Origin of the sequence: Pseudovibrio sp. FO-BEG1, from assembly GCF_000236645.1 — a bacterium.
Lineage (GTDB): Bacteria > Pseudomonadota > Alphaproteobacteria > Rhizobiales > Stappiaceae > Pseudovibrio.
This window is the reverse complement of the sequence record NC_016642.1, coordinates 1,400,338-1,423,535: the sequence shown is the minus strand read 5'-3', so window position 1 is coordinate 1,423,535 and position 23,198 is coordinate 1,400,338. Positions and strand designations below refer to the sequence as shown.

At 53.1% G+C, this 23,198-nt stretch carries 20 protein-coding genes; 6 read left to right on the top strand and 14 right to left on the bottom strand.

The window, feature by feature from the left end; translation table 11 throughout:
• Positions 1-127: 127 nt before the first annotated feature.
• The 3 genes from PSE_RS06530 to PSE_RS06520 form a co-directional block, all read right to left on the bottom strand.
• The gene (locus tag PSE_RS06530) at positions 128-1,579 is read right to left on the bottom strand and encodes a DEAD/DEAH box helicase (protein ID WP_014284134.1); all 1,452 of its coding nucleotides are present in this window, start codon (positions 1,577-1,579) and stop codon (positions 128-130) included.
• Between the two features lie 382 nt (positions 1,580-1,961).
• Positions 1,962-2,255 (bottom strand): GIY-YIG nuclease family protein, encoded by a 294-nt coding sequence (locus PSE_RS06525; protein WP_014284133.1) that lies wholly within the window; start codon positions 2,253-2,255, stop codon positions 1,962-1,964.
• Between the two features lie 373 nt (positions 2,256-2,628).
• The gene (locus PSE_RS06520) at positions 2,629-3,993 is read right to left on the bottom strand and encodes a pentapeptide repeat-containing protein (RefSeq protein ID WP_014284132.1); all 1,365 of its coding nucleotides are present in this window, start codon (positions 3,991-3,993) and stop codon (positions 2,629-2,631) included.
• 667 nt (positions 3,994-4,660) lie between these two features.
• Between PSE_RS06520 and PSE_RS06515 the strand changes: the two genes are divergently transcribed.
• The gene (locus PSE_RS06515; RefSeq protein ID WP_014284131.1) at positions 4,661-4,987 is read left to right on the top strand and encodes a hypothetical protein; all 327 of its coding nucleotides are present in this window, start codon (positions 4,661-4,663) and stop codon (positions 4,985-4,987) included.
• Between the two features lie 1,058 nt (positions 4,988-6,045).
• Here the strand turns inward: PSE_RS06515 and PSE_RS06510 are convergent.
• The 3 genes from PSE_RS06510 to PSE_RS06500 form a co-directional block, all read right to left on the bottom strand.
• The gene (locus PSE_RS06510; protein ID WP_041768068.1) at positions 6,046-6,714 is read right to left on the bottom strand and encodes an HAD family phosphatase; all 669 of its coding nucleotides are present in this window, start codon (positions 6,712-6,714) and stop codon (positions 6,046-6,048) included.
• 110 nt (positions 6,715-6,824) lie between these two features.
• Positions 6,825-7,880: a DUF418 domain-containing protein gene (locus PSE_RS06505; RefSeq protein ID WP_014284128.1), complete on the bottom strand. Its 1,056-nt coding sequence runs from the start codon at positions 7,878-7,880 to the stop codon at positions 6,825-6,827.
• 47 nt (positions 7,881-7,927) lie between these two features.
• On the bottom strand, positions 7,928-8,512 hold the full coding sequence (locus PSE_RS06500) for a TetR/AcrR family transcriptional regulator (protein WP_208982468.1): 585 nt from the start codon (positions 8,510-8,512) through the stop codon (positions 7,928-7,930).
• A 111-nt stretch (positions 8,513-8,623) separates the two neighbouring features.
• Here PSE_RS06500 and PSE_RS06495 point away from each other — a divergent pair, with 111 nt between their 5' ends.
• Positions 8,624-9,310 carry a hypothetical protein gene (locus PSE_RS06495; protein ID WP_208998102.1) on the top strand — a complete coding sequence of 229 codons (687 nt, stop codon included), beginning with the start codon at positions 8,624-8,626 and terminating at the stop codon, positions 9,308-9,310.
• Between the two features lie 41 nt (positions 9,311-9,351).
• Here the strand turns inward: PSE_RS06495 and PSE_RS06490 are convergent, their stop codons facing one another.
• Positions 9,352-10,542, bottom strand: a complete 1,191-nt coding sequence (locus PSE_RS06490) for a sodium:proton antiporter (RefSeq protein ID WP_014284126.1) — start codon at positions 10,540-10,542, stop codon at positions 9,352-9,354.
• Between the two features lie 140 nt (positions 10,543-10,682).
• On the bottom strand, positions 10,683-11,456 hold the full coding sequence (locus PSE_RS06485) for a class I SAM-dependent methyltransferase (RefSeq protein ID WP_014284125.1): 774 nt from the start codon (positions 11,454-11,456) through the stop codon (positions 10,683-10,685).
• A gap of 164 nt (positions 11,457-11,620) precedes the next feature.
• Here PSE_RS06485 and PSE_RS06480 point away from each other — a divergent pair, with 164 nt between their 5' ends.
• On the top strand, positions 11,621-12,622 hold the full coding sequence (locus PSE_RS06480; RefSeq protein ID WP_014284124.1) for a succinylglutamate desuccinylase/aspartoacylase family protein: 1,002 nt from the start codon (positions 11,621-11,623) through the stop codon (positions 12,620-12,622).
• A gap of 48 nt (positions 12,623-12,670) precedes the next feature.
• Here the strand turns inward: PSE_RS06480 and PSE_RS06475 are convergent, their stop codons facing one another.
• Entirely contained in the window at positions 12,671-13,546 is an 876-nt protein-coding gene (locus tag PSE_RS06475) for a DMT family transporter (RefSeq protein ID WP_014284123.1), read from the bottom strand.
• Between the two features lie 118 nt (positions 13,547-13,664).
• On the opposite strand from PSE_RS06475, the gene PSE_RS06470 reads away from it, so the two are divergent.
• The gene (locus tag PSE_RS06470; RefSeq protein WP_014284122.1) at positions 13,665-15,050 is read left to right on the top strand and encodes a PLP-dependent aminotransferase family protein; all 1,386 of its coding nucleotides are present in this window, start codon (positions 13,665-13,667) and stop codon (positions 15,048-15,050) included.
• Positions 15,051-15,058: 8 nt separating this feature from the next.
• Here the strand turns inward: PSE_RS06470 and PSE_RS06465 are convergent, their stop codons facing one another.
• The 5 genes from PSE_RS06465 to PSE_RS06445 all read right to left on the bottom strand — a co-directional run bounded on the left by PSE_RS06465 (position 15,059) and on the right by PSE_RS06445 (position 22,195).
• The gene (locus tag PSE_RS06465) at positions 15,059-16,723 is read right to left on the bottom strand and encodes an SDR family oxidoreductase (RefSeq protein WP_041768065.1); all 1,665 of its coding nucleotides are present in this window, start codon (positions 16,721-16,723) and stop codon (positions 15,059-15,061) included.
• Complete coding sequence (locus PSE_RS06460) at positions 16,720-17,178, bottom strand: thiol-disulfide oxidoreductase DCC family protein (protein ID WP_041768063.1); 459 nt, start codon at positions 17,176-17,178, stop codon at positions 16,720-16,722. Before PSE_RS06460 ends, PSE_RS06465 begins: the two co-directional genes overlap by 4 nt.
• 76 nt (positions 17,179-17,254) lie before the next feature.
• Positions 17,255-17,899, bottom strand: a complete 645-nt coding sequence (locus PSE_RS06455; protein ID WP_014284120.1) for a DUF1062 domain-containing protein — start codon at positions 17,897-17,899, stop codon at positions 17,255-17,257.
• A 454-nt stretch (positions 17,900-18,353) separates the two neighbouring features.
• The gene (adhE, locus tag PSE_RS06450; RefSeq protein WP_014284119.1) at positions 18,354-21,023 is read right to left on the bottom strand and encodes a bifunctional acetaldehyde-CoA/alcohol dehydrogenase; all 2,670 of its coding nucleotides are present in this window, start codon (positions 21,021-21,023) and stop codon (positions 18,354-18,356) included.
• Between the two features lie 533 nt (positions 21,024-21,556).
• Entirely contained in the window at positions 21,557-22,195 is a 639-nt protein-coding gene (locus PSE_RS06445; protein ID WP_014284118.1) for a pseudouridine synthase, read from the bottom strand.
• A 152-nt stretch (positions 22,196-22,347) separates the two neighbouring features.
• Here PSE_RS06445 and PSE_RS06440 point away from each other — a divergent pair, with 152 nt between their 5' ends.
• Positions 22,348-22,707 carry a cupin domain-containing protein gene (locus PSE_RS06440; protein WP_014284117.1) on the top strand — a complete coding sequence of 120 codons (360 nt, stop codon included), beginning with the start codon at positions 22,348-22,350 and terminating at the stop codon, positions 22,705-22,707.
• 188 nt (positions 22,708-22,895) lie between these two features.
• On the top strand, positions 22,896-23,177 hold the full coding sequence (locus PSE_RS06435; protein WP_008552794.1) for an SCP2 sterol-binding domain-containing protein: 282 nt from the start codon (positions 22,896-22,898) through the stop codon (positions 23,175-23,177).
• The last annotated feature ends 21 nt before the right edge of the window (positions 23,178-23,198 follow it).

Genomic DNA, 23,198 nt, shown 5'->3' with positions numbered 1-23,198 from the left:
TAAAGCAGGTCGCATTTTAGCTGAAACGCTTGGTCTGCTTTAGCTTTTGTTTTTGCGTATTTTTGTCTGAAAACCGGGGCCCACTTTTCAGAGATACACTTTAGAGGCCCCGGCGTTTTTCATAAACTTAGCGCTGCGCCGCTGCTGGTTTTGCGCGGCGTGGTCTGCCGCTCTGGGTGCGGTTTTGGTTGCGGTTCTGGCCGTTTTTCTGGCCCGGACGGGCGTTTGCGTTTGGCTTGCCGCGACCACGACCTGCATTTGGCTTTGCGCCTGCTGGTCTTGCACCATTCTCGCCAGTTTTGCCTTGAGCAGAACGACCTGCGCCACCGGCTGAGCGGTTTGCGCCGCCGCCACCGCCATTGCGACGACGATTGTTTTGCGGGCGTTTGTGGCGCTTGAGGCGTTGTGGCTCTGCGGTTGGGTCAAATGTTGACATGTCACCGGATGCGCCATCCCAATCACTGTCGCCAGATGGGATTTTGCGACCGATCAGGCGTTCGATATCGCGCAGGTATGGCTGTTCGGTTGCATCACACAGGGAGACGGCAACGCCGCTTTTGCCTGCGCGGGCGGTGCGGCCAATACGGTGCACATACGCTTCCGGCACGTTTGGCAGCTCGTAGTTGACCACGTGGCTGACGCCATCAATATCAATGCCGCGGGCCGCGATATCCGTTGCCACGAGGATTTTGATGCGGCCATTTTTGAAGCCATCCAGCGACTTTTCGCGGTTGCGCTGGCTCTTGTTGCCGTGGATCGCAGCTGAGCTGAGGCCTGCTTTTTCCAGATGGCCGCTGACACGGTCTGCTCCGCGTTTGGTGCGGGTGAAGACGATGGCGCGTTCGATGTCATCTTCGGAGAGGATGTCCAGCAGAGCGGCGCGTTTTGAGCTGGAGTTGAGGAAGCGCACGGACTGGTCGATCTTTTCAATCGGACGGGACACCGGCGCGACCGAAATCTCATGCGGGTTGCTCAGGAATTCTTTGGCCAGATTGCGGATCTGGATTGGCATGGTGGCGGAGAGCAGCACTGTCTGGCGCACTTTTGGCAGTTTGCCAAGAATACGGCGGATGGCTGGGGCAAAACCAAGGTCCAGCATCTGGTCGGCTTCGTCCAGTACAACCGTTGTTGTGGCGTCCAGCTTAATGCCGCCGGTGCTCATGTGATCTTCCAGACGGCCCGGGGTCGCGATCACAATGTCCAGACCTTTGGACAGGGCGCGCAGCTGTGGGCCGGGCTTCACACCACCAAAAATCACAGCAACAGACGGGCCGATGAACTGGCCGTAGGTGCGCACGCTTTCGGCGATCTGGGAGGCCAGCTCACGGGTTGGTGCCAGAATGAGCGCGCGGCAGGTGTGCGGCGCTGCTTTCTTGCGGTCTTCTGCCAGACGGGTGAGCAGTGGCAGCACAAAGGCCGCGGTTTTGCCGGTGCCTGTTTGTGCGATGCCGAGGATGTCCTCGCCCTCTTTCATCAGCGGGATCACTTCGCGCTGGATTGGGGTTGGAGCCTCGTAGCCCTCTTCTTTTACGGCGCGCAGGATAGGTTCTGCGAGGCCAGCTTCGTCAAAATTCTTCACTCTCGTACTTCCAAGATGTGCGGAGCACGCGCCCTGAATTGGGATCAGGCGCTTGCTCATAATATGAGTGCCAGCGTGATCCCCGCAGACAAGCGTCTACGTGGCCAGACCGGCTAAATTTGAGATCCATGGAGTTTGAGAGGTGACTTTTAAAGCGACCTAGAAACGCTGCGGACCACGGTGCATGCCCGTGTTACATCCCACTCGAGCAGGCTGCCCTTGTCATTGTTATGATGGCAGCAGGGTAGCGCCCACAGCATAAGCCCGATGAACGCGTTGGCTGAGGAGATATAGGGAAAGCAGCGGGAATGCAAGGGGGTGAACATGCCGAACGCACCGCACCGCCGTCATCCCGCACTTGATGCGGGACCCAGAGCGATCATCAACACCCTTGCACCAAATCCAGATACAGATCACGCCATGTCGGATTAAGTGTTTCAATGAGCTTCAGTTTCCACGCTCGCCTCCAACGCTTCAGCTTTTTCTCACGAGCGATGGCATCTCCAATGCGCTCAAACTCCTCAAAATAAACCAATTGAGAAACATCGTAACGAGCGGTGAACGAGGTTGCGGTCTTCTCTTTGTGCTCATGAATCCGACGTGCCAGATTGTTGGTAACACCAGTGTAGAGCGTACCGTTCCTCTGACTTGCAGTGATGTAAACGAAATAAGGCATGCCGTAGTTTGCAGATACGTATGTGGCCTGCAAACTGCGTGATGTGGCTAGGGTTTTATCAGTGGTGAGTTCCAGCTGGGTCCCGCATCAAGTGCGGGACGACGACGGTGGAGGCTTTAAGGCCTGCCCAACCGCCCCTCGCCGTTATGCCGGACGAGCGAAGCGAAGATCCGGTATCCAGGGCAATGCGGCAGACACAAAGTGTCTGTTTTGCGTATCATTCGGGCAAGCTGCCCTGCTGGCGATAATGATGGCAACGGGGTGTAAATGCTCAAAGCCGAGGCTCCCTCCCCGCCGTCATCCCGCGCTCGACGCGGGAACTAGAAGCAACCTGCCAATTTTATGCATAGGTTAAGAAAGTGAGGCAAAATGCCTAGCTTTGGTATGGCCAGCCCTCCAACCCAAGCCTCTTTTGAAACTTTTCGATTTCACGAGGAAGAGTTAGATCATGGCTGTTACGATTAACCCAAGATGCAAAAGGTACTTGGCTAAACATGATCTCTTCTCGTTTTTGCGCTTCTGCAGCGTTATCTTCATTGCGTAACTTTCGGATAAACCTCTTTTCTTTATCGATGTCTTTCCAATTAAGCTCGATTGTCGGCGCTAACTTTGTATCCGCAGAACCAATTGTCAGGTTAATATCAGCAGGCTCGCCCAAAAAGCCGATTGCACTGAGGTCGGTTCCTATCAAAGAAATACCGTAAATATCACCGAGCGCTATCGCCTCACCTCCACTAAATGCGCCATGAATTGCTCCAACTCCCATTTTCGGTCCATCCATCACCGCAAAATCAAAGCGGGTGCCACGAAGTTCAGCTTTTACAAACTCAGCAAAATTTAACAGTGCGCCGTAAAACTGAGTACCTGTTAGGTTACATCCACCAAACAAAGCCGCTTCAAGCCTACAGTTATGAAACCGAGCAGCCGTGAAATTAAGGTTACGAAAATCAACTCCTGATAAGTCAGCATTTCTCAGATCTAGCCTAAACTTGCTCTTTTCTTCAGCGTATAATTGCTCTTTTGATCGACGTCCCAATACATTGATTGCAGCTTGAATATCAGTTCTAGGACTAACTTTCTTAAATGGAGGCTCCGTCGGTTCTAAATCTAAGACGGGTGCATTCTCGCGGATGTAGGCACAGAGAATTTCCATAATCTGCAAGTGATCCCTAAGACTATCCTGCGCAATTCTCTCTAAAGCATATATTGCTCCAATGCGAACTTCTAAGTTTGGAACACTACTTTCGTGTATTTCTCTATCAATAATTGGCGTACCATCTGGGCGGAGAGCTGGTTTGGGATTTCCATCTTGATCTCGCACCCATTTTCCATCTTTCTTCTGGTATTTAGGTGTTTCGATTGTTTTCTTTACGACTTTCTCGGCTCCAAGACCTTCTACAGCTTTGTTAATTCGGTCTGTAATTTGGCTTTGGACTGCTGTGTCCGAGTTTTTTTGAGCGACGATGGATCGCCAGACCAAGAAGGGCGCACTGAAGGCTGCTGCTATAACCAATCCAATATTTCTGATCGCGCCACCCGTGGTGTCAGTGCCAAATGGTCCATACCCCAATAATGCACCCAGAAGATGCCAAAGGCCGATCAGGCAAATAAGGACAATGGCTACAGCAGCGCTAAACAAAAGTGCACCTGTAAAGCCTCCTAGCCACTGAGCTCTGGTGAAATCAACATCTCTATTCAGATGAACCCAATCCCAAAATGTTGGCTTTTCATTCTTCATGGGAACACCGCTTAATCTCTACTCAGAAATAGTCTGTATGTTTGGCAAGCAACTCAAAGCTGCATGTATCATTAGTTGCTTCAGCTGGCACTCTTCAACCAAAATTGAGAGCAACCTCTCCACTTTGTTCTAGGCAGCTGTGGATCCCGGCTCGGGGGCCGGGATGACGGCGGAGGGGGGCTCCATTGCCGTCATCCCGGACGAGCGGAGCGGGGATCCGGGATCTAGTGCGGGGTGAGAGGTTTGTGCTTGGGGCTCTGGGTCCCGCATCGCGCTATGCTTGTGCGGGATGACGAAGGAGGGAAGGTACTGCTTCGTGCGGTATGACGGGGGTGGGGTGTTATCAGCGTATCCTTGGGGCAACACCTTACCGGCTTTTGCAACTTTTCGTTGACAGTTCGAGTGTTCCATTCCACATTCATATGTGAGGCGTCGAAACCTCCTTTCCACGCGGTAGCCGCTCCCGTAACTAGCGGATTTTTTGTGCCTTTTTTCTGGGGCACAAACCCTTTGCTATGAGCGGAAGGGCGGTGAATACAATACCCTTTCGGGGGGAATAAACTCGCCTGCCGTGGTCAGGTTTCGAACCTCCCGCTCGCCAGTGGGTCTTCGAAAACTCATTTGTCGTGCGGTTCATTCAACAGCCAACCACGTGAGGGCTTTGATTATGGACGACACTGCATGCGCCTGTGGCGCCACAAATACTCTCCAAAATGAAATTGACGAAGTGAACGTTGCCGTTTCTGATCTTCAGAACCTTGTTTACGTTCAGCATTTGGTGCTGAGCGAGCGGATGAAGAACAGCAGCGAGCGTGATGCTTTGATCACCTTGCACTATGCACTCTCTGACCGCCTAGAGGCACTTGATAAGACCTGCGGAATTTTGACTGATGCGTTGTTCGGTACCTTCTCCCCTAGAGGAGCATCCGACAGCGCGACACGCAGCGTCGCCTCTCCACCACCGGTCAACACCAATATTGTGTCTTTAGATTAGATCACTGTGATCGGCACTCCAAGGGCTGGCGACTAAAGCAGTTTGCCTTCAAACTGAAACAGATAAACTGCTTTAGACTTTGATTTTGCGTATTCTTATCCGAAAACCGGATTCCACTTTTCGGGAATACGCAGAATCCACCCTTGCACAGCCCTTCATGAGTGTCCTGCTGGTCTGCGGCCGGGTGAGTTGTGCCCGCAGGCCAGCGTTTTTGTGTGTTTGATTGGCGGATGGCCTGTGCTTTTTCGCTGACTTCAGGGGTATGGATCCCGGCTCGGGGCCGGGATGACACCGGAATGCGCGCCCTTGCCGTCATGCCGGACGGAACGGGGTGGAGATCCGGTATCCAGAAAAGAGGTTCTGATGTGGGGCTCTGGGTCCTGCATCGCGCTGCGTTTGTGTGGGATGACGGCAAGGTGTCGGATGTTTCCAAAAACTTATGCCCCTTTTGCTGCGTGGCTGCATACTAAAAGGCAGGTTCATGCAAACGGGTGGTTTGGGGGAACGTCCCTCAAGCTAGTATGAACCGGGTGGGGCTACTGTGAGAGGTAACGTATCTTGTAGCAGGTCCGTGGAGGTTCCCCTTTCACCAACAGTGTTGAGGGATAGCGGATGTCCGGTCAGGCCAGAGGGCACCAGCACTGGTGTCACTTCTCTGCGAGAAGTGTCATTCACAGTGTCTTTTGGAGTTTGGCCTTAGCCTCCTGCAAAAACGCCCGGGCAAGGCGACATGCCAATGCCGAAGAAACTTATTTACTTATACTGCGCAGGCGTTGTCTGCCGCCTTGCCCATCCCGGTTTTCGGGAGATTTCAGCCGCACCACTGCATGGGATGCCATGCGGTGCTGTTCGTGTTTGTGCAGTTAGGCTGTTCTCTTCCACGACAAACGGGCCCGACGCCCTTCTGGCAGGCGTTGTGCTTGCTCGCTGGCTTCAGGGGGTATGGATCCCGGCGCGGGGGCCGGGATGACACCGGGGGGATCGGCCCTCAATGCGTGGAAGAGAGGTTCTGGTGTGGGGCTCTGGCTCCCGCATCGGGTGCGGGATGACAGTGGGGGTTAGGCCGGCACGAGGCCCAGAAGGTCTGGCAGGGTTGTCATGGACTGGAAGGGGTGGGCGCCGAAGAGGGTTGTTGGGGTTGGGATGTTTTCCGGCGAGTAGACGAAGCTGCGCATGCCTGCGTTGGCGGCGGCTTTGAGGCCGGTGGCGCTGTCCTCGATCACCACGCAATGCTCCGGGCTGATGCCTGCCATTTTCGCACCGTGCAGGAACAGGTCTGGCGCGGGTTTGGGCGCGCCGACATCCGTTGCGGTGAAGACGTTCTCGCCGAAGAACGGCAGCAGGCCCGTGACTTCCAGTGACAAGCGGACTGTTTTCGGATGGCCGTTGGAGCCGACGCAGATGGGAATACCGGCGTTCACCAGCTGCTCTACCACTTGCTTCACGCCCTCAACCGGCTGCGCTTCCTGCCCCATCGCGACGTTGGCTTGCTCGTGGAAGTCCTGTGTCCAGGTTTCTGGCGCGGTCAGGCCCTGCTCTTTGAGGTAGTCGTTCACATCACGGCTGGTTTTGCCGACGAACATCTCCCAGCACTGCTGAAAGGACAGCGGTGCGCCAAACGACTGCATCATCTGGTGCAGGATGCGGATGTAGATCTTCTCTGAATCCACGAGCACACCATCACAATCAAAAATCACCAGTTTTGGAGGGGAGGATAACTGAAGCACTAAACTATTCCTGAAGCAAAAACGCGAAGGTAACTGCAGGTTGAACGTGAGGCAAGTGTGGTTTGAGCGAGAGAGGTGTACGTTTGTCACCTCCCCTGCCTTCGTTTGTTCTAGCCCGCCACTTTGCGCATGAGGGCTTCGATGGGGCCGCGTTTGAAGAAGCGGCTCCAGATGAGGGCGTAGATGACGGCTAAGGCGCAGAAGATGCCGGAGGCGAGGAAAGCGGTTTGGGTTGTCTGGCCGCCGAGCAAGCCGAGCTCGTCCATCACGCCCATGCCCAGCAGGATGTGGGCGAGGTAGAGCGTCAATGTCTGGCGGCCTGCCGGGTTGAGCACGGCCAAGACGCCGATGCTTTTCAGCAGTGGAGCTGCCCGCAGGCACACACCGACCACCATGGAGGCGACGGACATTCCGGCGATCAGATAGAACGGCATGGGCGGGATTGGGTTGGTGGTGACCAGATCCACCAGTTCCGGGTCTACCATGGCCAAGAGAGGCTGCAGGTAGGCGCTGACGGCGTTCACCAGCAGGAAGGCCATAAGCCCGCCAAGCATGAGGGCGTCCTGCGTTCTGGCGGAGGAAAGAGACCAGCGGCTGAGCATCACGCCGTAGAGCAGGAATGCGAGCCACGGGATGACGGGGTGCCAGCCGTTGAAGAACAGGTTGCGGACGAAGCCAACCGGGGTCCAGAACTCAGGATAGGCAAGATCCGTCCAGTTCCAGCCTGCCTCGTAGTCCAGCGTCAGTACCATCAGCACAGCCGTGGTTGCCAAGCCAGCAATGACCCAGCCCAGCGCCCGATTGCTCAGAGGCAGCAGCAGTGCACCGAAGAGGAAGTAGAACGCGTAATAATGCAGGATATCCGCATCAAAGATGAGCATGTTGAGCAGGCCCAGCACAAGCAGGAAGGCAGCGCGTTTGAACGTGGTGAAGATGGTGAGATTGATCTCTCCCTTCAACCCCGCAAGGCCAAGCCCGATGCCTGCCAGCACCACAAAGGTGGCCGCAGCCCGACCTTCCAGCCCATAGATGATGGCACCAAGGACGCCCCCTGTCCCTTCCGCCCCCATAACGATAGAGAAGTTGACGATCACCATCCCTACAAAAGCAATGAACCTGGCAAGGTCCAGCCCTTCCAGACGCCCGATTTTTGTACCTGCAGCCATCACGTTTTCACCCTGCCTTACGTGTGTGTATGCTGTCTGCCCTGCGCTTATGCCCCTGCCAGTGCGGTGCCTTTGACCTTCTTTGTTATGCCGCCAAAGAGGGTTTGGATGGCAAGGGCGCTGGCGTCGTTGGTGGCGATGTTACCTGCCTTTGCGGTACTTGCCGCGGCATACAAAACAGCGTCCAGAGAAGCGATGATCCAGCTGTTTGGAATGAAGGAGAGAATGTCGCCTTCTGCCTTTGCGCGATCAATTAAGTCACAGAGTTCCTGATCGTGGCGCTTGATTTCTCTCGCGATTTCAGGATCATCCCACACGTCGGGATTCTTCCAGAGGAAGTGACAGGAATCTGCATAAGGCACCAGAGCGCCTACAATGGCTTTGAGCTGTTCAAACGCTTTGCGCTTGCCTTTTACGGCTGTGTAGCAGGCTTCATCCATCTGCTCCAAAGCGCGGAAAGCCACGTCACGCAGCAGTTCCTCACGGGTGCCAATGACACGGTGGAGAGTAACGCGTTTGACGCCTGCGGCTTCTGCAATATCTGCCAAGGAAGCCCGTGGCTGCATGTTGAGCACGCGCACGGCTGCTTCCAGCAGCTTATCTTTAGTGGTGTTGTTCAATGGTATTGACATGATACGTATATGTATCATTTAATACACAACTGTCAATAAAGGTCCTGTAATTTTTCGCAGGAAATAAGAAGGTTCGAAGCCCATGACTGATATCAATACAATGGATATTTAATGAGTATTATCAAAAGATTGTCCCACGCTTGCGTTGTGGCACTGCCTCTTTTTGCCGGGGCGTTGTTCAGCATGCCTGCCCATGCTGATCATTGGGTGCCCTGGGCTTTTTCGTGGGATCGCAACGAAGCAACACATCAATATGTCAGTCCAGAACAGGGGCTGAAGAAGATTAAAACCACATCCCTCTGGAGTCCTGAAGGGGAGCTTCTGGTGGTGCGGCTGGTGAAATCCAAAAGCTTTTTGAAGATGGTTGAGATGTTCGAGAAGGAGATCTCAGAGAAAAGCAATCCGGAGCTCATCTCGCGGTATGGCATGCTGCTGACCTACGGTGCTTACATGTCTGATGATGAAGACGACATGGTTGAGCTGGCGACAGCAGCGGATGAGTATTATGATCTGGCGCTGCAAAAGGATAACACCTGCTGGGGCGGATGGCTTGGCAAAGCAACGCTCTACGGCTTTTCTGAAGAGCGGGATCTGGAGGCTTCTTCCATCAAGATCCTAAAGTCCATGATTGAGGCGCAGCAGAAGACCAAGTCCAACTGGCATCATGTATACCCCTATCTTGTGCTGGGGGCGATTTATGAGCGGAAGCGGGATTTTCTGACGGCCAGAGAAATCTGGACGGAGGGTCTGCGGCACTTCCCGAACAATGAAGCGCTGAACTCCAAGATGGCGGATTAGGCCATTATGTGCTGGCGAGGCTTGTTCTTGCCAGCCTTACTCTAATTCTTCTTCAATGCCTTGATGAAGGAATGCGCGGTTATTCCATGCAGAATGACACTGAGGCCGATGGTGGTGACCGCGGTTGAGGCAATCACAGAACTGCCCGGCAGGTTTGCATCCAGCACCACGATGGCGAACACAATGCTTGCTAATCCACGCGGGCCAAACCAACCAATGAACAGCTTCTCTTTTGTGCTTAAAGGCTCACCCCTCAACACCAGATAGACCGGCAGAATTCTAACCAACGTCAAGCTTAGGATGGAGTAGGCGAGGATTTCCCAGGTGAATTCGTGCAGGACAGAGCCGATGATGGCAGCGCCGAAGATGAGCCATGTCATGAGGGAGAGCGAGTCTCCTATTCCTTCAGCAGAATCCAGCAGCTGTTCTTTGTAGGGCTTCTCCAGCCATCCGAAGACGATGCCACCCACGAAGGCTGCAATGAACCCGCTCCCCCCTGCAATTTGGGCCACTGAGAAGCAGCAGATTGCAAGGGCAACGACAGTCACCTGCTCCCACGTTTTGGATTGCTCTTTGCTTTGGAAGGAATAGTCAATGATCTGTCCGGCCAGTGTGGCGATCCCTATCCCGACAAGAACGCCCAATCCTATCTGCTCAGCAAGAAGCTGGGCAGCCATTTTGTTCAGGTGGGTGATCAGGGATGGGTCGGCTGCAATTGGCAGAAGTGAAAACACGATCGGCACGCAGATCCCATCGTTCAGCCCGCTTTCTGCATTGAGGGTTCCCCTGATTTTTGCAGGTACGGATGGGTCTGTCACGACGGCTTTGCCCAGAGCTGCATCTGTGGGCGCCAGGAGGGCTGCGAGGATGGCGACTTCGATTATCGGCAGTTCGGGCAGCAAGGCCATTCCTGTTCCAATGCCGAAGAGGATGGTTAGGGGCAGGCCTATCAGCAAGAGGCGTCTTGGCAGATCTATGTTGGTTGCAAGAACCTTGAGGTTGGCTTTGGCCGCATCCGTAAACAGAACGATGGCAAGGGCGAGCTCTGCCAGTGTCTTGATGGACTCATTAGTCAGTTTGACCTGAAACCACTCCAGCCCATCATTGCCAAGCAGAAAGCCGATGATGCAGAACAGCAATGCTCCGTTGACCGGCTTTTGCTCCAACCGCCTGCTCATGACGCTGTACAAAAAGACCACTGCAAAAATGACAGTCAGATTCTGATAGGACATTGGGCCGTTTCAGTCTTGCGGCTCCCACCTATCATGCTCAGTGGATCGCCCTCAGGTTATGATGCACCCTCACTCTAAGAAGATAGTCTTTGCATTGGTTTAAGCAGCTTTGGTCGATTTGCCTGAGCTTCTCAATAGTCTCAGCAGTGTCCGCTGAAGACCTTTGTTGCGTATTCGATTACAACCGGCTCTCCATCCGCCCAATGATCTTGCAGGATGATGTTGAGCTCTTTCAGGAAGGCCTCATTACTTGCCTTGATCGCGGCCTGCACCTTTGAGGAGCTCTTGGCCATTTCGATGAACTCATCGTGGGAAAGCGTGCGGGACCAGGGGAAGCTTTGGATCTGCGTGTCTGCGAAGCCTGCCTGTGCCATCTCCTGAGCATAGTCGAACTTACGGTAGTCTCTGGAGTACGTGCTGTTGTGGGTCTCGATCAGCGTTTCATAGGCATCCATGAATGCACTACCTTCCAGCTGTCGGTTGTTTTCGATGATGACGAGGTGTCCGCCTTTGATGAGAAGGCGCTGTGCTTCCTGATAAAACCTTGGCCGATCAAACCATTGAGCGGCTTGGGCGACGGTGATCAGGTGGAAGGCATTGTCCTGAAACGGCAGTTGTTCTGCATGGGATTGATGCCAGGAGATTGCGCAGTCTGCATCCTGCTCCCTTGCCTGAGAGAGCATGTCTTCATTCACATCACAGCCGGTGAACTTGCTCTGCGGGGCGAGTTCCAGAAGTGGGCGGGTCAAGATGCCGGTGCCGCAACCAACATCCAACAGGCTCCCCTGCTCTGCTCCTTTGGACTCTGCCAGCAGATCCACAATCCGCTCCAACGCCTTTTGCGGATAGCGTGGACGAGCTTGATCGTAAATCTTCTGCAAGCCCGAAAATGCGTGTTCACTGGTAATCGTCATGGAGGCACCTTAAAATGAATACATTAGTATACAATGCGTGATACTGCGATGGGATTGAGAAGTCAATGAGGGTGATAGGGTTGGCCTCTGGCCTCACAACAACTATGTGAGCTTTGACGTAAACTCACTTGTTCATCGCGCTGCTGGCGGGATAGGTTTCTCTCATGAAAACAACAAATGATATCATTGATGGTGTACCGGTCATCGAGAAGCTCAGTGTTGATGAGCTTGGGGCTGGTAAGCACCGTTTTTTCTTTAAAGCGACCACCGACTCCCTGGGCAATTACCACCGTGTGCCGGTGATCGTAATTAAAGGGTCTGAGCCGGGGAAGAAGCTTTTCATTCAGTCGACGCTGCATGGGGATGAGGTTCAGGGTGTTGATGTGATCCACCAGCTGCTACCGCATCTTGATCCGGCGACGTTGAAGGGCACAGTCATTATGGTGCCGGGCGCTAACCCTCCGGGCATGCAGCTGGCTTCCCGCTACTACCCTTCGCAGAACGAGACACAGACGTTTACGAACCTCAACCGGATGATGCCTGGCGATGCGACAAGCTCCAATGCGGGCAGCCGTTTTGCATATGCGCTGTGGCATAATCTTTACATGGACAATGCAGATATCTTTCTGGATCTGCATACGGATTCCACCGGAACAGCCTTTCCGTTCTTCATGTTTGCTGACTTCCGCAGTGCAGATGTGTGCCGTCTGGCAGCGCTTCAGCCAGCGGATCAGATTTTGGAAGATGACGGCATTGACGGTTCGGTTGAAACTGAGCTGGTTCGTGCTGGCATTCCATCGCTCACGGTCGAACTGGGCTGTGCCAATGTGTTTGATCCGGATATGACCCGCCGCGGTGTACAGGGCATCCTGAACACCTTGGTGGACTACAAGATGATTGTGGGCAAAGTCGATCTGCTCGGCATCGAGACTTATGTGGGCAATGAAGAGGTGTCTGTCATCGCAGATCAGGGTGGCTTTGCACGTGTGCTGGTTAAACTCAATCAAGATGTGACCAAGGGCCAACCAGTCGCGACCATGACCAATGCCTTCGGTGATGTTGTGGCAGAGTACTCCGCGCCTTGTGATGGCCGTGTGCTTTCCGTATGCACCACGCCACTGCGTGAGCCGGGCGCGACCATCATGCAGGTGCTGCGCCGCATTTAAGATTAGCCGAGAGCAGGCTGTTTGGTTTGGCCTGCTCTCGGCCCTCATTCACACATACTTCTTGGCACCGACAACACATCCTACAACAACCACGGTGGCTGCGATCATCATGGACGAGATGCTTTCCTGAAGCAGGAGAGCGGCGAGCATGAGGCCGAAGAAGGGTTGCAGGAGCATGAGCTGACCCACACCGGCAGCTCCACCAATGGCCAGCCCGCGATACCAGAAGATGAAGCCAACCAGCATGGAAAATATGGAGACGTAGGCCAGTCCGACCCATGCTTTGGAGGTTATCGGCGGAAACTCTGCAGGCAGGCTCGTGATGGATGCGATTAGCATCACCGGCAGGGCCAGCACGAGCGCCCAGGAGATGACCTGCCATCCGCCCAGTTTTCTGGAGAGCGTTGCGCCTTCAGCATAGCCTAGTCCGCATACGATGATTGCGCCGAACATGTAGAGCGAGCCAAGCAGGGAACCCTCACCGTTTTGCAAAAGAGCGAAGGTGGCAACGGCAAGGCTGCCCACACCGGAAAACACCCAAAACAGCGGCTTTGGTCGTTCCCCTCCCCGCACCACCGCGAAGATTGCAGTTGAGAGTGGCAGAAGACCCATCAGGACGAGCGACTGTGCTGCCGTCATTTGCTGTAGGGCCAGTGACGACAGCAGCGGGAAACCGATCACGACACCGAGTGCCACAACAGCCAAGGATGTGAGATCCTGCCGTTTTGGGAGTGGTTGGCGCATTAGCCCCAGAAACCCGGCTGCAAGAAGCGCGGCGATGACTGCACGTGTGCTGGTCAGGAAAAATGGCTCAAAACCGCCGACTGCAACGCGTGTTGCGGGCAGTGAACCGCTGAAAATGATAACGCCGAGCAGGCCGTTTCCCCATCCAGCGGAGCTGCGCTGTGCCAGTGATGCTTGCATGAGATCCCTCCGTTTTTTGCTTTTTTACTGAGGAGGGGCTAGGCACAACAGCCACAAAACAATACAATTGCAGCAAACTGTACTGCTACAATCATCGATACAGCAGGTGAGATGTAAAATGAGTTATGGGCAGCAAACACAACGCGTCATGCAGGCGGTGCGCAGCAAGATCAGCAGCCGTGCTCTGGAGCCGGGCGAGAAACTGCCCAGTATCCGCGGCTTCGCCTCGACCATGAATGTCTCGCCTTCGACGGTGGTGGAAGCCTATGATCGGCTTGCTGCGGAAGGCATCATCTTCGCGCGCAAAGGTTCCGGGTTTTATGTTTCGCCCAAGACACAACCCTTTACGGTTGCCGAGATCGGGCCACTGCTGGACCGTGAGATCGATCCATTCTGGGTTTCCCGACAATCACTGGACACTGGCGTGGATATGCTCAAGCCCGGATGTGGCTGGATGCCGGCTGATTGGATGCCCAATGCCTCGCTGCGCAAAGCTATCCGCAATCTGAGCAAGGCGGATGATCATCTGCTTTCCGATTATGCTAGTACGCGCGGGGCAGCTAACCTACGCCGCCTGCAAGCCCGCCAGTTTGCAGCTGAAGGGATTGAGGTTGACCCTAACCAGATCTTGCTGACAGGTTCTGCGACCCAATCCATCGATCTGGTGTGCCGCTTGCTGCTGCGCCCCGGTGACAAGGTGCTGGTGAGTGATCCGTGTTACTTCAATTTTCAGGCTATCCTGAAGGCGCACCAGGCTGAGATTGTGAGCATTCCCTGCACCAGAACAGGCGTGGACTTTGACGAATTTGAGCAAGTAATCATCGAGCATAAGCCACGGTTCTATATCTCCAATTCCTCCTTGCACAACCCAACGGGTGTTACCCTTTCTCCGCAGTCTGCGCATAAGATCCTGACGATTGCCTCTCGGCATGATCTCATCCTTGTTGAAGATGATGTGTTTGCTGAGTTTTTGCCAGAGACCACACCTCGCCTGACCGCTCTTGGCGGGTTTGACCGTGTCATCCGTTTGGGCAGCTTCTCCAAGACGCTCTCTGCCTCTGTGCGTTGTGGTTACATCGCAGCAAGGCCTGACTGGGTTGAGGCGCTGATTGATCTGCAGGTCGCGACAAGCTTCGGCGGCCCAAGCCCAATCGCGACTGAACTGATCCATTCCTGTCTGAGTGATGGTTCTTATCGCAAGCACATGGAAGCCCTTCGCCGCCGCCTTGCCAAAACACGGCGCGAGGTTTCCGCCAACCTTGCTGAACTGGGTATTCAGACCTGGCTGATGCCGGAGGGAGGTTTTTATCTTTGGTGCTCCCTGCCCGAAGGCATTGATTCAGCTGACCTTGCCCGGGCAGCTCTGCAGGAAAACATGGTTCTTGCCCCCGGCGACGTCTTTAGCCCAACCCAATCCATGGGCCAGTTCATGCGCTTCAACGTCAGCCAAATGGGCAACCCCGTCACCTACGAAATCCTAGCTGATGTGATGTGTAATCTTTGATGGTGCTCTCAGCCCTGCGCAAGAGGCTCCAAGGTCCCTTTGTAGGATACGATATGACCGACAAATGGAGCTGAGATCTCGACATCGAACGAAAAACGGCCATCTTTTTCTTCTTCAAAGGTATTTCCACGCGGCAGCAGAAAGCCCGGCATAGGGATTGAGTAGAGTGACCAGCGCCGCGGAATAAAGCGCAGTTTTCTATTTTCCAAAACAAGGGCCAAAGCGACTTTCACGGGTCCAAACTGCTCAACCATCAGATGACTGTTTTTGCCTGAGCCCGCTTTTAGAGATGACTTGAATGTCTTGCCATCAAACGTTCTGATCCACTCCTGCCCACCTTCTGCTGGCAACTGAGTAACGCTCACTGTTGCTGCTTTTGTGGCTTGAGGAAAGCCGAACAACCTTCCAATAAACTTTGCAAAAAGTCCCCTGCCCCGACGAACTTCAGCTCGCCCTTGCCAAGTCTGCTCACACTCCACGCTATGAAACACCTTGAGGGGAGTAGGAAGAAGATCAAACGCAGAGCCAAGGACTTGCCTAAACGGTGTCTTCTTATCTTGCGACTGACGAAAGCCCATGGTTATCGGCCTATCTTCAAAAAGCCGAGCATAGTCACTCAGCTCCAGCTCTTTGGTAGCTGATCTCGCACCAATCTCGGGATTATCGCCAGCAAGCATTTTGCGAATGATAGCTTCGATCGCCATAGAAGGGATATATGGGCCATCATCTCCCTCAGCGAGCATATGCCATGACTTTTCGATTGGTTTCCCTTCTGCTGAGCCGTGTACATGGATAAACATGCCGCCGCGATGTTCTCCGTGTTTGAGCAAGTTCAGAACCCAGTAGAAGAGCGGTGACAATGGCTCAAATGAAGGAAGTTTCAGAGCTGCCCGTGCATGCGCCATCCAGTTCAACATTCTATGCAAAATCTCTGGGATTGGGCCGGCTCCCATCCAAATCGACTGCATTGTTGGATGTTCCGGTGGCAGTACTTGAAGATCAGGTACATCCACGAGCGAGAAATGAGTATTTCTTAAAGGGAGCTTTCCTGGGACGGAGATGGTGTAGCGTAGTGTCTCTGCCAAGCCGATTGCTTGGTGCCGTTTGCCATCACGAAACAGGGTGATGGGAGACCCAGCATACCCGACTACAGCGCGCATGACATTGAGGCCAACACCAGCGTATGGAGAAGGTGCAATGCCACCTGTAACTCTATGGATCTCCATGGACTTTGAAAGCTCCCGGAGAACGCTGGCGGTCAACACGGGAAAGCTGCTCACTCCTGAAATCACAAAGATCCCGGCAGCTTTCGCCTGTTCATCGAACTTGGAAACACCAAAAACAAAGTCTGCGGCATCTGCAAAGTCTAGATAGTTCACTTTCGCCGACAAACAGGCTTCAATCGTCGCATATTTCTCACTTCCATAGGCCTGAAAAGGGCCAGAAGCATCGATGACAACATCGGGCTGGACTACCGGAAGCTGAGCACCAATTTCAGCGCGATCCAAACCTAGCGGCGTAAGGGTCGCATTACCGCTGTGTGTTTTGCAAAACTCTTCCGCTTTCTTTTGATTTCGACCGCAAATGACAACTTCAAGATCTTCAATATCCAAGAGTAGCTCAGTTAGGCGGCCACCAAAAACACCGTAGCCACCCAGCAATAAAATTTTCAAAGTAATAGCCTTTTTCTTAATTCTGGATCTTGCGTAGAACACAAATCAGTTCTGCCGAAAAATTTATAGCGATTGCGAGCAACAACGCTATACATCCTGTCCCGCAATGGCTTTGGCAAGATCATCAGGATACGGAGCGCTTTCCATATTCCTCCGAGGCGTTCTCCAACATGCACCAATGCATCAAGTGATGTGTATGCCGTTCTATTTTCCAGATATAGCCACGACGACGGATTAGCCGGATCAAGCCCATAATGTGATGCTAGTGCCTCTCCCAACTTGGACTGTAGCGGAATAATCCGGAACTCCTGATTTCGGTCGTTCCTTGCTATCCAGGCAGCACCTTTAGCGCAAAGGCCACAGCTGGCATCCATAACAGATACGGGCCCTTGATCAGGGAAAGGCGGGATACTTGCATCATCCCAGTAAGAAAACTGGCGCTGCTTTATTTCCATAGTGAAAACCTAGCATCATCCCGACATCAATGTAATGAAAAACCCCGGAGCTAAGCCCCGGGGTTGGTTGGTTTGGTTACTCAACGGGTTCGAGGTTGAACAGGGTGGTGTTGAATTGGGGTCGCAGGGGGTGGTTGGCTGCGAGGTGGAGGTGGATGGTGGTGGTGTGTTTGGGTGGTTTCTTCAGTTGAAGAGGAGCTCCGTTATCACCAGTGAGATTGCCTTGTTTGGCGAGAGTTTTGAGGGTGTTTCTTGAGATACTGAGTTCCTGAGCCAGCAGTCTATCCAGACGGAGGCTGACTGGCAGGTCCAGATTCAGGGTGATTTCAAGGTGTGCCCACTCCCCGGCTTTGCCTTCCACGATTTGCTTGTGAATCGTGATTGCTGTTTCCCCGTCACTTGGAGCTGCAACAGCTGGCAGGCCTGTCCGGTCAAACGCAAGTTTGCGGATTTGATGGGGGCAGTTGATTTGCAAGGCCTCCATCAGGTCAGGTGCGATTTGCTTGCGGGCGCGGCGTTCGAAGATTGGCCGGTTCCACGTGGCATCGCAGGCTTCACATTTGTAGATGAGCCAAGCATCCAGTTTGGTGCCGTTGGCGTTCAGGCGGAATTTGCCTGACGGCTTGAAAGGCTTGAGGACACCGCAGGTCTTACAAGGAATGACTGGGCGTGGTGGGTTTTCTGGTTGAAGTGTCCAGACGCATTTAAGCGATTTCGACATGCTTTAAGATTTCCACTTGTCAAAAAGCGGATGCGCAGCATGACGCCGTTACAGCACACGGTAAGGCTAAGGATTTTATAGAAAGCAGCGCGCAAAAAAGCGCATGGATAGTGCCAGAAATCACGAGGCCAAACCGGTCTCATGCCACCATCCGCGCAACAGAAAGCGCGCCGCAAAAGGATATCTCTTGCGGAACAATGATAGACTAAAAGAGACCGGTGATTACATAGGCAAAATTGATTTCTCGCGTTGTTAAACTAGGTGGACAGCCCTAGCAAAACACGCCCATCAGTTGAAGAGGCTTTGAACGCCGCAGAAATTTCCTATGGCTGGCTGTTGCTTTGCCGCAACTTTTACTCAGGGTTGAGTAAGGAGCCTTCAGAGGTTGACATGCAAAAACCCCGGAGCTCCGCCCCGGGGTCTTTTTTCGAGCCGCAATGTGTGCCTGCGGGAATTAAGCTTTGGCTTTAGAGGCCTTCTTTGCTTTTTCCTCTGCAAGAACAACCACATCCTCCGCGCGGCCCTCTACATAGACGCGACCGTAGTAACCATCGAGAAGGAGTTGTTTGATCTCATCGATCAGTGGGTAGCGTGGGTTTGCTCCTGTGCACTGATCATCAAACGCTTCTACTGCGACTTCGTCGAGCTTTGCCATGAACTGCTCTTCAGTGATGCCCAGGTCTTTGAAGCCTGCTGGGATCTCAAGAGCTTTCTTGACGCTTTCTACCCAAGCCACCAGCTTTTCAACCTTTGCATCGCGATCGTCGCCAGGTGTGGTCAGGCCGAGGTGGTCTGCGATGTCACCGTAGCGGCATTTCGCTTGCGGACGGTCGTACTGAGAGAACGCGGTCTGCTTGGTTGGGTTGTCGTTTGCGTTGTAGCGGATCACGTTAGAGATCAGCATCGCATTTGCCAAACCATGCGGCACGTGGAAGGCAGCGCCTACCTTGTGAGCGATAGAGTGACAGACACCCAGGAAGGAGTTCGCGAAGGCAACACCAGCGATTGTTGCGCCGTTGTGAACTTTCTCACGAGCTACTGGGGATTCTGCGCCCTTCTCGTAGCTTTCAACCAGGTTCTCTTTCAGAAGCTTCAGAGCCTGCAGGGCCTGACCGTCAGAATATTCGTTGGCCAGAACAGAGACGTAAGCTTCTGTTGCGTGGGTAATGGCGTCGATACCACCGAATGCGGTGAGAGACTTCGGCATATTCATGACAAGGTTGGCATCAACGATTGCCATGTTTGGTGTCAGCTCATAGTCCGCGATTGGGTATTTCACGCCGGTTTCATCGTCGGTTACCACTGCGAATGGGGTAACTTCAGAACCAGTACCAGAAGTGGTTGGGATCGCGACCATCATGGCCTTCTCACCCATTTTCGGGAACTTGTAGATACGCTTACGGATGTCCATGAAGCGCAGTGCAAGATCAGCGAAATCTACTTCTGGGTGCTCGTACATGACCCACATGATCTTCGCAGCATCCATTGGAGAACCACCACCCAGAGCGACAATCACGTCTGGCTTGAAGGTCCGGCACAGTTCTGCACCTTTGCGAACGATAGACAGGGTTGGGTCTGCTTCCACTTCGTAGAAGACGTCGGTTTCCATACCCATGCTCTTCAGGACGCGAACGGTTTCATCAGTGTAGCCGTTCTTGAAGAGGAAGCCGTCGGTTACGATCAGCGCACGTTTTTTGCCTTCAAGGTCACCCAGTGCGATTGGCAGACAACCGCGACGGAAGTAGATGGATTCAGGCAGTTTGTGCCACAACATGTTTTCTGCTCGCTTCGCAACGGTCTTCTTATTGATCAGGTGTTTTGGACCAACGTTCTCACTGATGGAGTTACCACCCCAAGAGCCACAGCCAAGGGTCAGAGATGGAGCGAGAGAGAAGTTGTAAAGGTCACCGATACCGCCGTGAGATGCTGGGGAATTGACCAGAATACGCGCGGTTTTCATGCGACGGCCAAACTCTTTGACGCGATCTTCGCAGCGGTCCTGATCTGTATAGAATACAGAGGTGTGACCGATACCGCCCATGGCAACCAGCTTTTCAGCAATGTCACAAGCCGCATCAAAATCTTTGGCTTTGTACATTGCCAGAGTTGGAGACAGCTTCTCGTGAGCGAATGCTTCTGCTTCGCTTGCTTCTGTCACTTCACCGATCAGGATCTTGGTGTCAGCAGGAACTTTCACGCCAGCCATTTCAGCGATTTTTGGAGCAGGCTGACCAACGATTGCTGCGTTGAGCGCACCGTTCTTCAGCAGAACATCCTTCACAGCCTGAAGCTCTTTGCCTTTCAGGATGTAACCTTTGTGGGTTGAGAAGCGTTCTTTCACCTGTTCGTAGATGTCTTCTACAACGATGACAGACTGTTCAGATGCACAGATCACACCGTTGTCGAATGTTTTAGACATCAAGACAGATGCGACCATGCGTTTTACGTCTGCAAACTCATCTACCACCACAGGTGTGTTACCCGCACCCACGCCGATTGCCGGCTTACCAGAAGAATAAGCAGCCTTCACCATGCCCGGACCACCGGTCGCGAGGATGAGGTTGATTTCTTCATGGGTCATCAGGGCATTGGAGAGTTCAACAGTTGGAACGTCAATCCAGCCAATGATGTCTTTTGGAGCGCCTGCTTTGATTGCAGCCTCAAGGACGATGCGTGCGGCCTCGTTGGTTGCGAGCTTAGCGCGTGGGTGCGGGCTAAAGATAATGCCGTTGCGGGTCTTCAAAGAGATGAGCGCTTTAAAGATCGCAGTAGAAGTTGGGTTTGTGGTTGGAACGATACCGCAGATGATGCCTGTCGGTTCTGCAATGGTGATTGTTCCGAAAGTTTCATCTTCAGACAGGATACCGCAGGTCTGCTCATCCTTGTACTTGTTGTAGATGTACTCAGATGCGAACTGGTTTTTGATAACCTTGTCTTCCATGACGCCCATACCGGTTTCTTCAACCGCCATGCGGGAGAGCGGGATGCGGGCATCGGCAGCGGCCAGTGCTGCTGCGCGGAAGATCTTATCTACCTGTTCTTGAGTGTATGTTGCGTAGATTTGTTGTGCTTTTTTAACCCGAGCAACAAGGGCGTCTAATTCTTCGCGATTAGTGACAGGCATTTTCTTCTCCGTAGGCAAGAACCGAAGCAGAAACGTGACAGACTATCGGCATTTGTCACAAAACAGTTCAGGGGAGGAAGCTGCTCTTCTGTTCGACACGGATATTATTGGGTCACATTCTACTTTAGGCGCATGACATAAGTCAAAAATCAGAGATATATGAATAGGATGTCATAAAACTCGGCTGTCGGAAGGCCACTTTTACGACTGGTTTTGTGATGAGGCGCGAACTTGTCATTTATTGCATAGCATTGCATACAGTTTCAGACGCCCCAAACTGTGATATTCTATTTTTATTTCAGATAGTTAAGTAGAGACGCAAAGGCACCTCTGGAGATACATTTCAGCGTCATTGACTTTTAGGACAAGTCAGCTGACCTAAACTGCGACAAAGTCGCATACTGCCAATATTTTACCGGTAATTTCACCTAGTGCTTGTGAATAGTGCGCTCTGGATGCAGAAAACACGAAGATACACGTATGTAATGTGACTCATTTTTACAAATTCAGTGAGTCTGGCGTGTAATTACGGATTACAGATCCCAGAACGGGCAGGATGCGGTGAAGGTGTTGTACTCACCACCGATTGGGTGTCGTAGTTCCAGCGTTTGAGCGTGGAGATGCAGGCGCTCAGAGAAAGACAGCGCCTCGCCTTCCGCATAGAAGCGATCGCCCACAATTGGATGCCCTAACTCCAGCATATGCACACGAAGCTGGTGGGAGCGTCCGGTGACCGGCATCAGCTTAACGAGGGTTGTATGCTCTTCGCGGTTTATGACTTCCCACTTGGTGAGCGCAGAGCGGCCCAGCTCATGATCGACCATCTGCTTAGGACGGTTCGGCCAATCGCAGCGAAGAGGCAGGTCAACCTCCCCCTCATCATCCCTCAGGTGTCCCCATACACGTGCAATATAGGTTTTGCGTGTCATGCGCTTTTCAAACTGCAGACCCACATGGCGGTGTGCGTCCTTGTTCATAGCCATGACCAGCAAGCCGGAGGTGTCCATGTCCAGTCGGTGGATGGTGGTCGCTGTTGGGTGGATCGACTGCGCGCGGGTTTCCAGACAGTCCTTATGCTCTTCCGCACGGCCCGGGACACTGAGTAGCCCGCTAGGTTTGTTAAGCACCAGCAGTTGCTCATCCTGATGGACAACATCAAGGAATGGCTCCATGGGCGGCGTATATATGAAAGGGGCGCTAGGACTGTTCATGGGGCGCTTATAGCGCCTTGCTTGCAAACGTCAACGCATGTCCTTCCGTCTATGTTGCGCTGCCTGAGAGCTGCCCCATATATCGTGCAGTATTCTATATTGATGAGGTTCCTATGATTGGCAATTTTCTTTCTGAGTTTGAGAAGGTCACTGATTACTGGTCGCCGCGCGTTGTGGCGCAGGTGAATGATCAGTACGTCAAAGTCGCGAAGATCAAAGGAGATCTCACCTGGCATAAACACGATGATGAGGATGAGCTGTTCTACGTCGTGCAAGGTAGTGTCACTATTGAGTATGAAGGTGAGGCCGTGACGCTCAATAAAGGTGACTTCCACGTGGTGCCAAAGGGAAGGATGCATAACCCTGTTGCAGAAGAAGAATGCTGGATTGTGCTGGTGGAACCCGTCGCAACAAAGCACACTGGTGACGTGGTGACTGAGAAGACAAAATCACTGGAAGATCAGTTGGCGTAACGCCCCTACTAAGGCAGCATGGGTAATCTGGAATAAGCGGAATCTGATCTCTTTACATTGAAGACATGCTGGATTACGCTTACGTTAACAAGATGCCTGATGCGTAATACGTAGTGCGCTATGTAAACACTTTAGGCATCTGCCTGACTTTCGCAAACACTGTAATTTAGCAGATGGAGGGAACAAATATGAGCATGGAAGCAATTTTGAATGACCTGAAAGGCCGCGTTGAGTCCAGCGACTTTGACAGCTCAATCAAGTTTGACTGCGGTGACGAAGGTATTCTTGTGATTGATGGTAACTCCATCTCCACAGACAACCAGGACGTAGATTGCACAATCGGCGTTTCCTTCGAAGATCTGCAGTCCCTGATCGCTGGCGATCTGGACCCAACTGCTGCATTCATGCAGGGCAAGTTCACCATTGATGGTGACATGAGCGTTGCAATGAAACTGAGCCAGTTGATCTAACAGCAGCTGCGACGAGATTGT

What these genes read in the sequence shown, in the direction of transcription:
- PSE_RS06460 (WP_041768063.1), bottom strand. Translation starts at nt 17,178, where the DNA reads ATGGAAATAAAGCAGCGCCAGTTTTCTTACTGGGATGATGCAAGTATC.
- PSE_RS06490 (WP_014284126.1), bottom strand. Translation starts at nt 10,542, where the DNA reads ATGTCCTATCAGAATCTGACTGTCATTTTTGCAGTGGTCTTTTTGTAC.
- PSE_RS06455 (WP_014284120.1), bottom strand. Translation starts at nt 17,899, where the DNA reads ATGTCGAAATCGCTTAAATGCGTCTGGACACTTCAACCAGAAAACCCA.
- PSE_RS06445 (WP_014284118.1), bottom strand. Translation starts at nt 22,195, where the DNA reads ATGGAGCCATTCCTTGATGTTGTCCATCAGGATGAGCAACTGCTGGTG.
- PSE_RS06435 (WP_008552794.1), top strand. Translation starts at nt 22,896, where the DNA reads ATGAGCATGGAAGCAATTTTGAATGACCTGAAAGGCCGCGTTGAGTCC.
- PSE_RS06520 (WP_014284132.1), bottom strand. Translation starts at nt 3,993, where the DNA reads ATGAAGAATGAAAAGCCAACATTTTGGGATTGGGTTCATCTGAATAGA.
- PSE_RS06505 (WP_014284128.1), bottom strand. Translation starts at nt 7,880, where the DNA reads ATGGCTGCAGGTACAAAAATCGGGCGTCTGGAAGGGCTGGACCTTGCC.
- PSE_RS06470 (WP_014284122.1), top strand. Translation starts at nt 13,665, where the DNA reads ATGAGTTATGGGCAGCAAACACAACGCGTCATGCAGGCGGTGCGCAGC.
- PSE_RS06475 (WP_014284123.1), bottom strand. Translation starts at nt 13,546, where the DNA reads ATGCAAGCATCACTGGCACAGCGCAGCTCCGCTGGATGGGGAAACGGC.
- PSE_RS06495 (WP_208998102.1), top strand. Translation starts at nt 8,624, where the DNA reads ATGAGTATTATCAAAAGATTGTCCCACGCTTGCGTTGTGGCACTGCCT.
- PSE_RS06485 (WP_014284125.1), bottom strand. Translation starts at nt 11,456, where the DNA reads ATGACGATTACCAGTGAACACGCATTTTCGGGCTTGCAGAAGATTTAC.
- PSE_RS06440 (WP_014284117.1), top strand. Translation starts at nt 22,348, where the DNA reads ATGATTGGCAATTTTCTTTCTGAGTTTGAGAAGGTCACTGATTACTGG.
- PSE_RS06480 (WP_014284124.1), top strand. Translation starts at nt 11,621, where the DNA reads ATGAAAACAACAAATGATATCATTGATGGTGTACCGGTCATCGAGAAG.
- PSE_RS06515 (WP_014284131.1), top strand. Translation starts at nt 4,661, where the DNA reads ATGGACGACACTGCATGCGCCTGTGGCGCCACAAATACTCTCCAAAAT.
- PSE_RS06525 (WP_014284133.1), bottom strand. Translation starts at nt 2,255, where the DNA reads ATGCCTTATTTCGTTTACATCACTGCAAGTCAGAGGAACGGTACGCTC.
- PSE_RS06500 (WP_208982468.1), bottom strand. Translation starts at nt 8,512, where the DNA reads ATGTCAATACCATTGAACAACACCACTAAAGATAAGCTGCTGGAAGCA.
- adhE (WP_014284119.1), bottom strand. Translation starts at nt 21,023, where the DNA reads ATGCCTGTCACTAATCGCGAAGAATTAGACGCCCTTGTTGCTCGGGTT.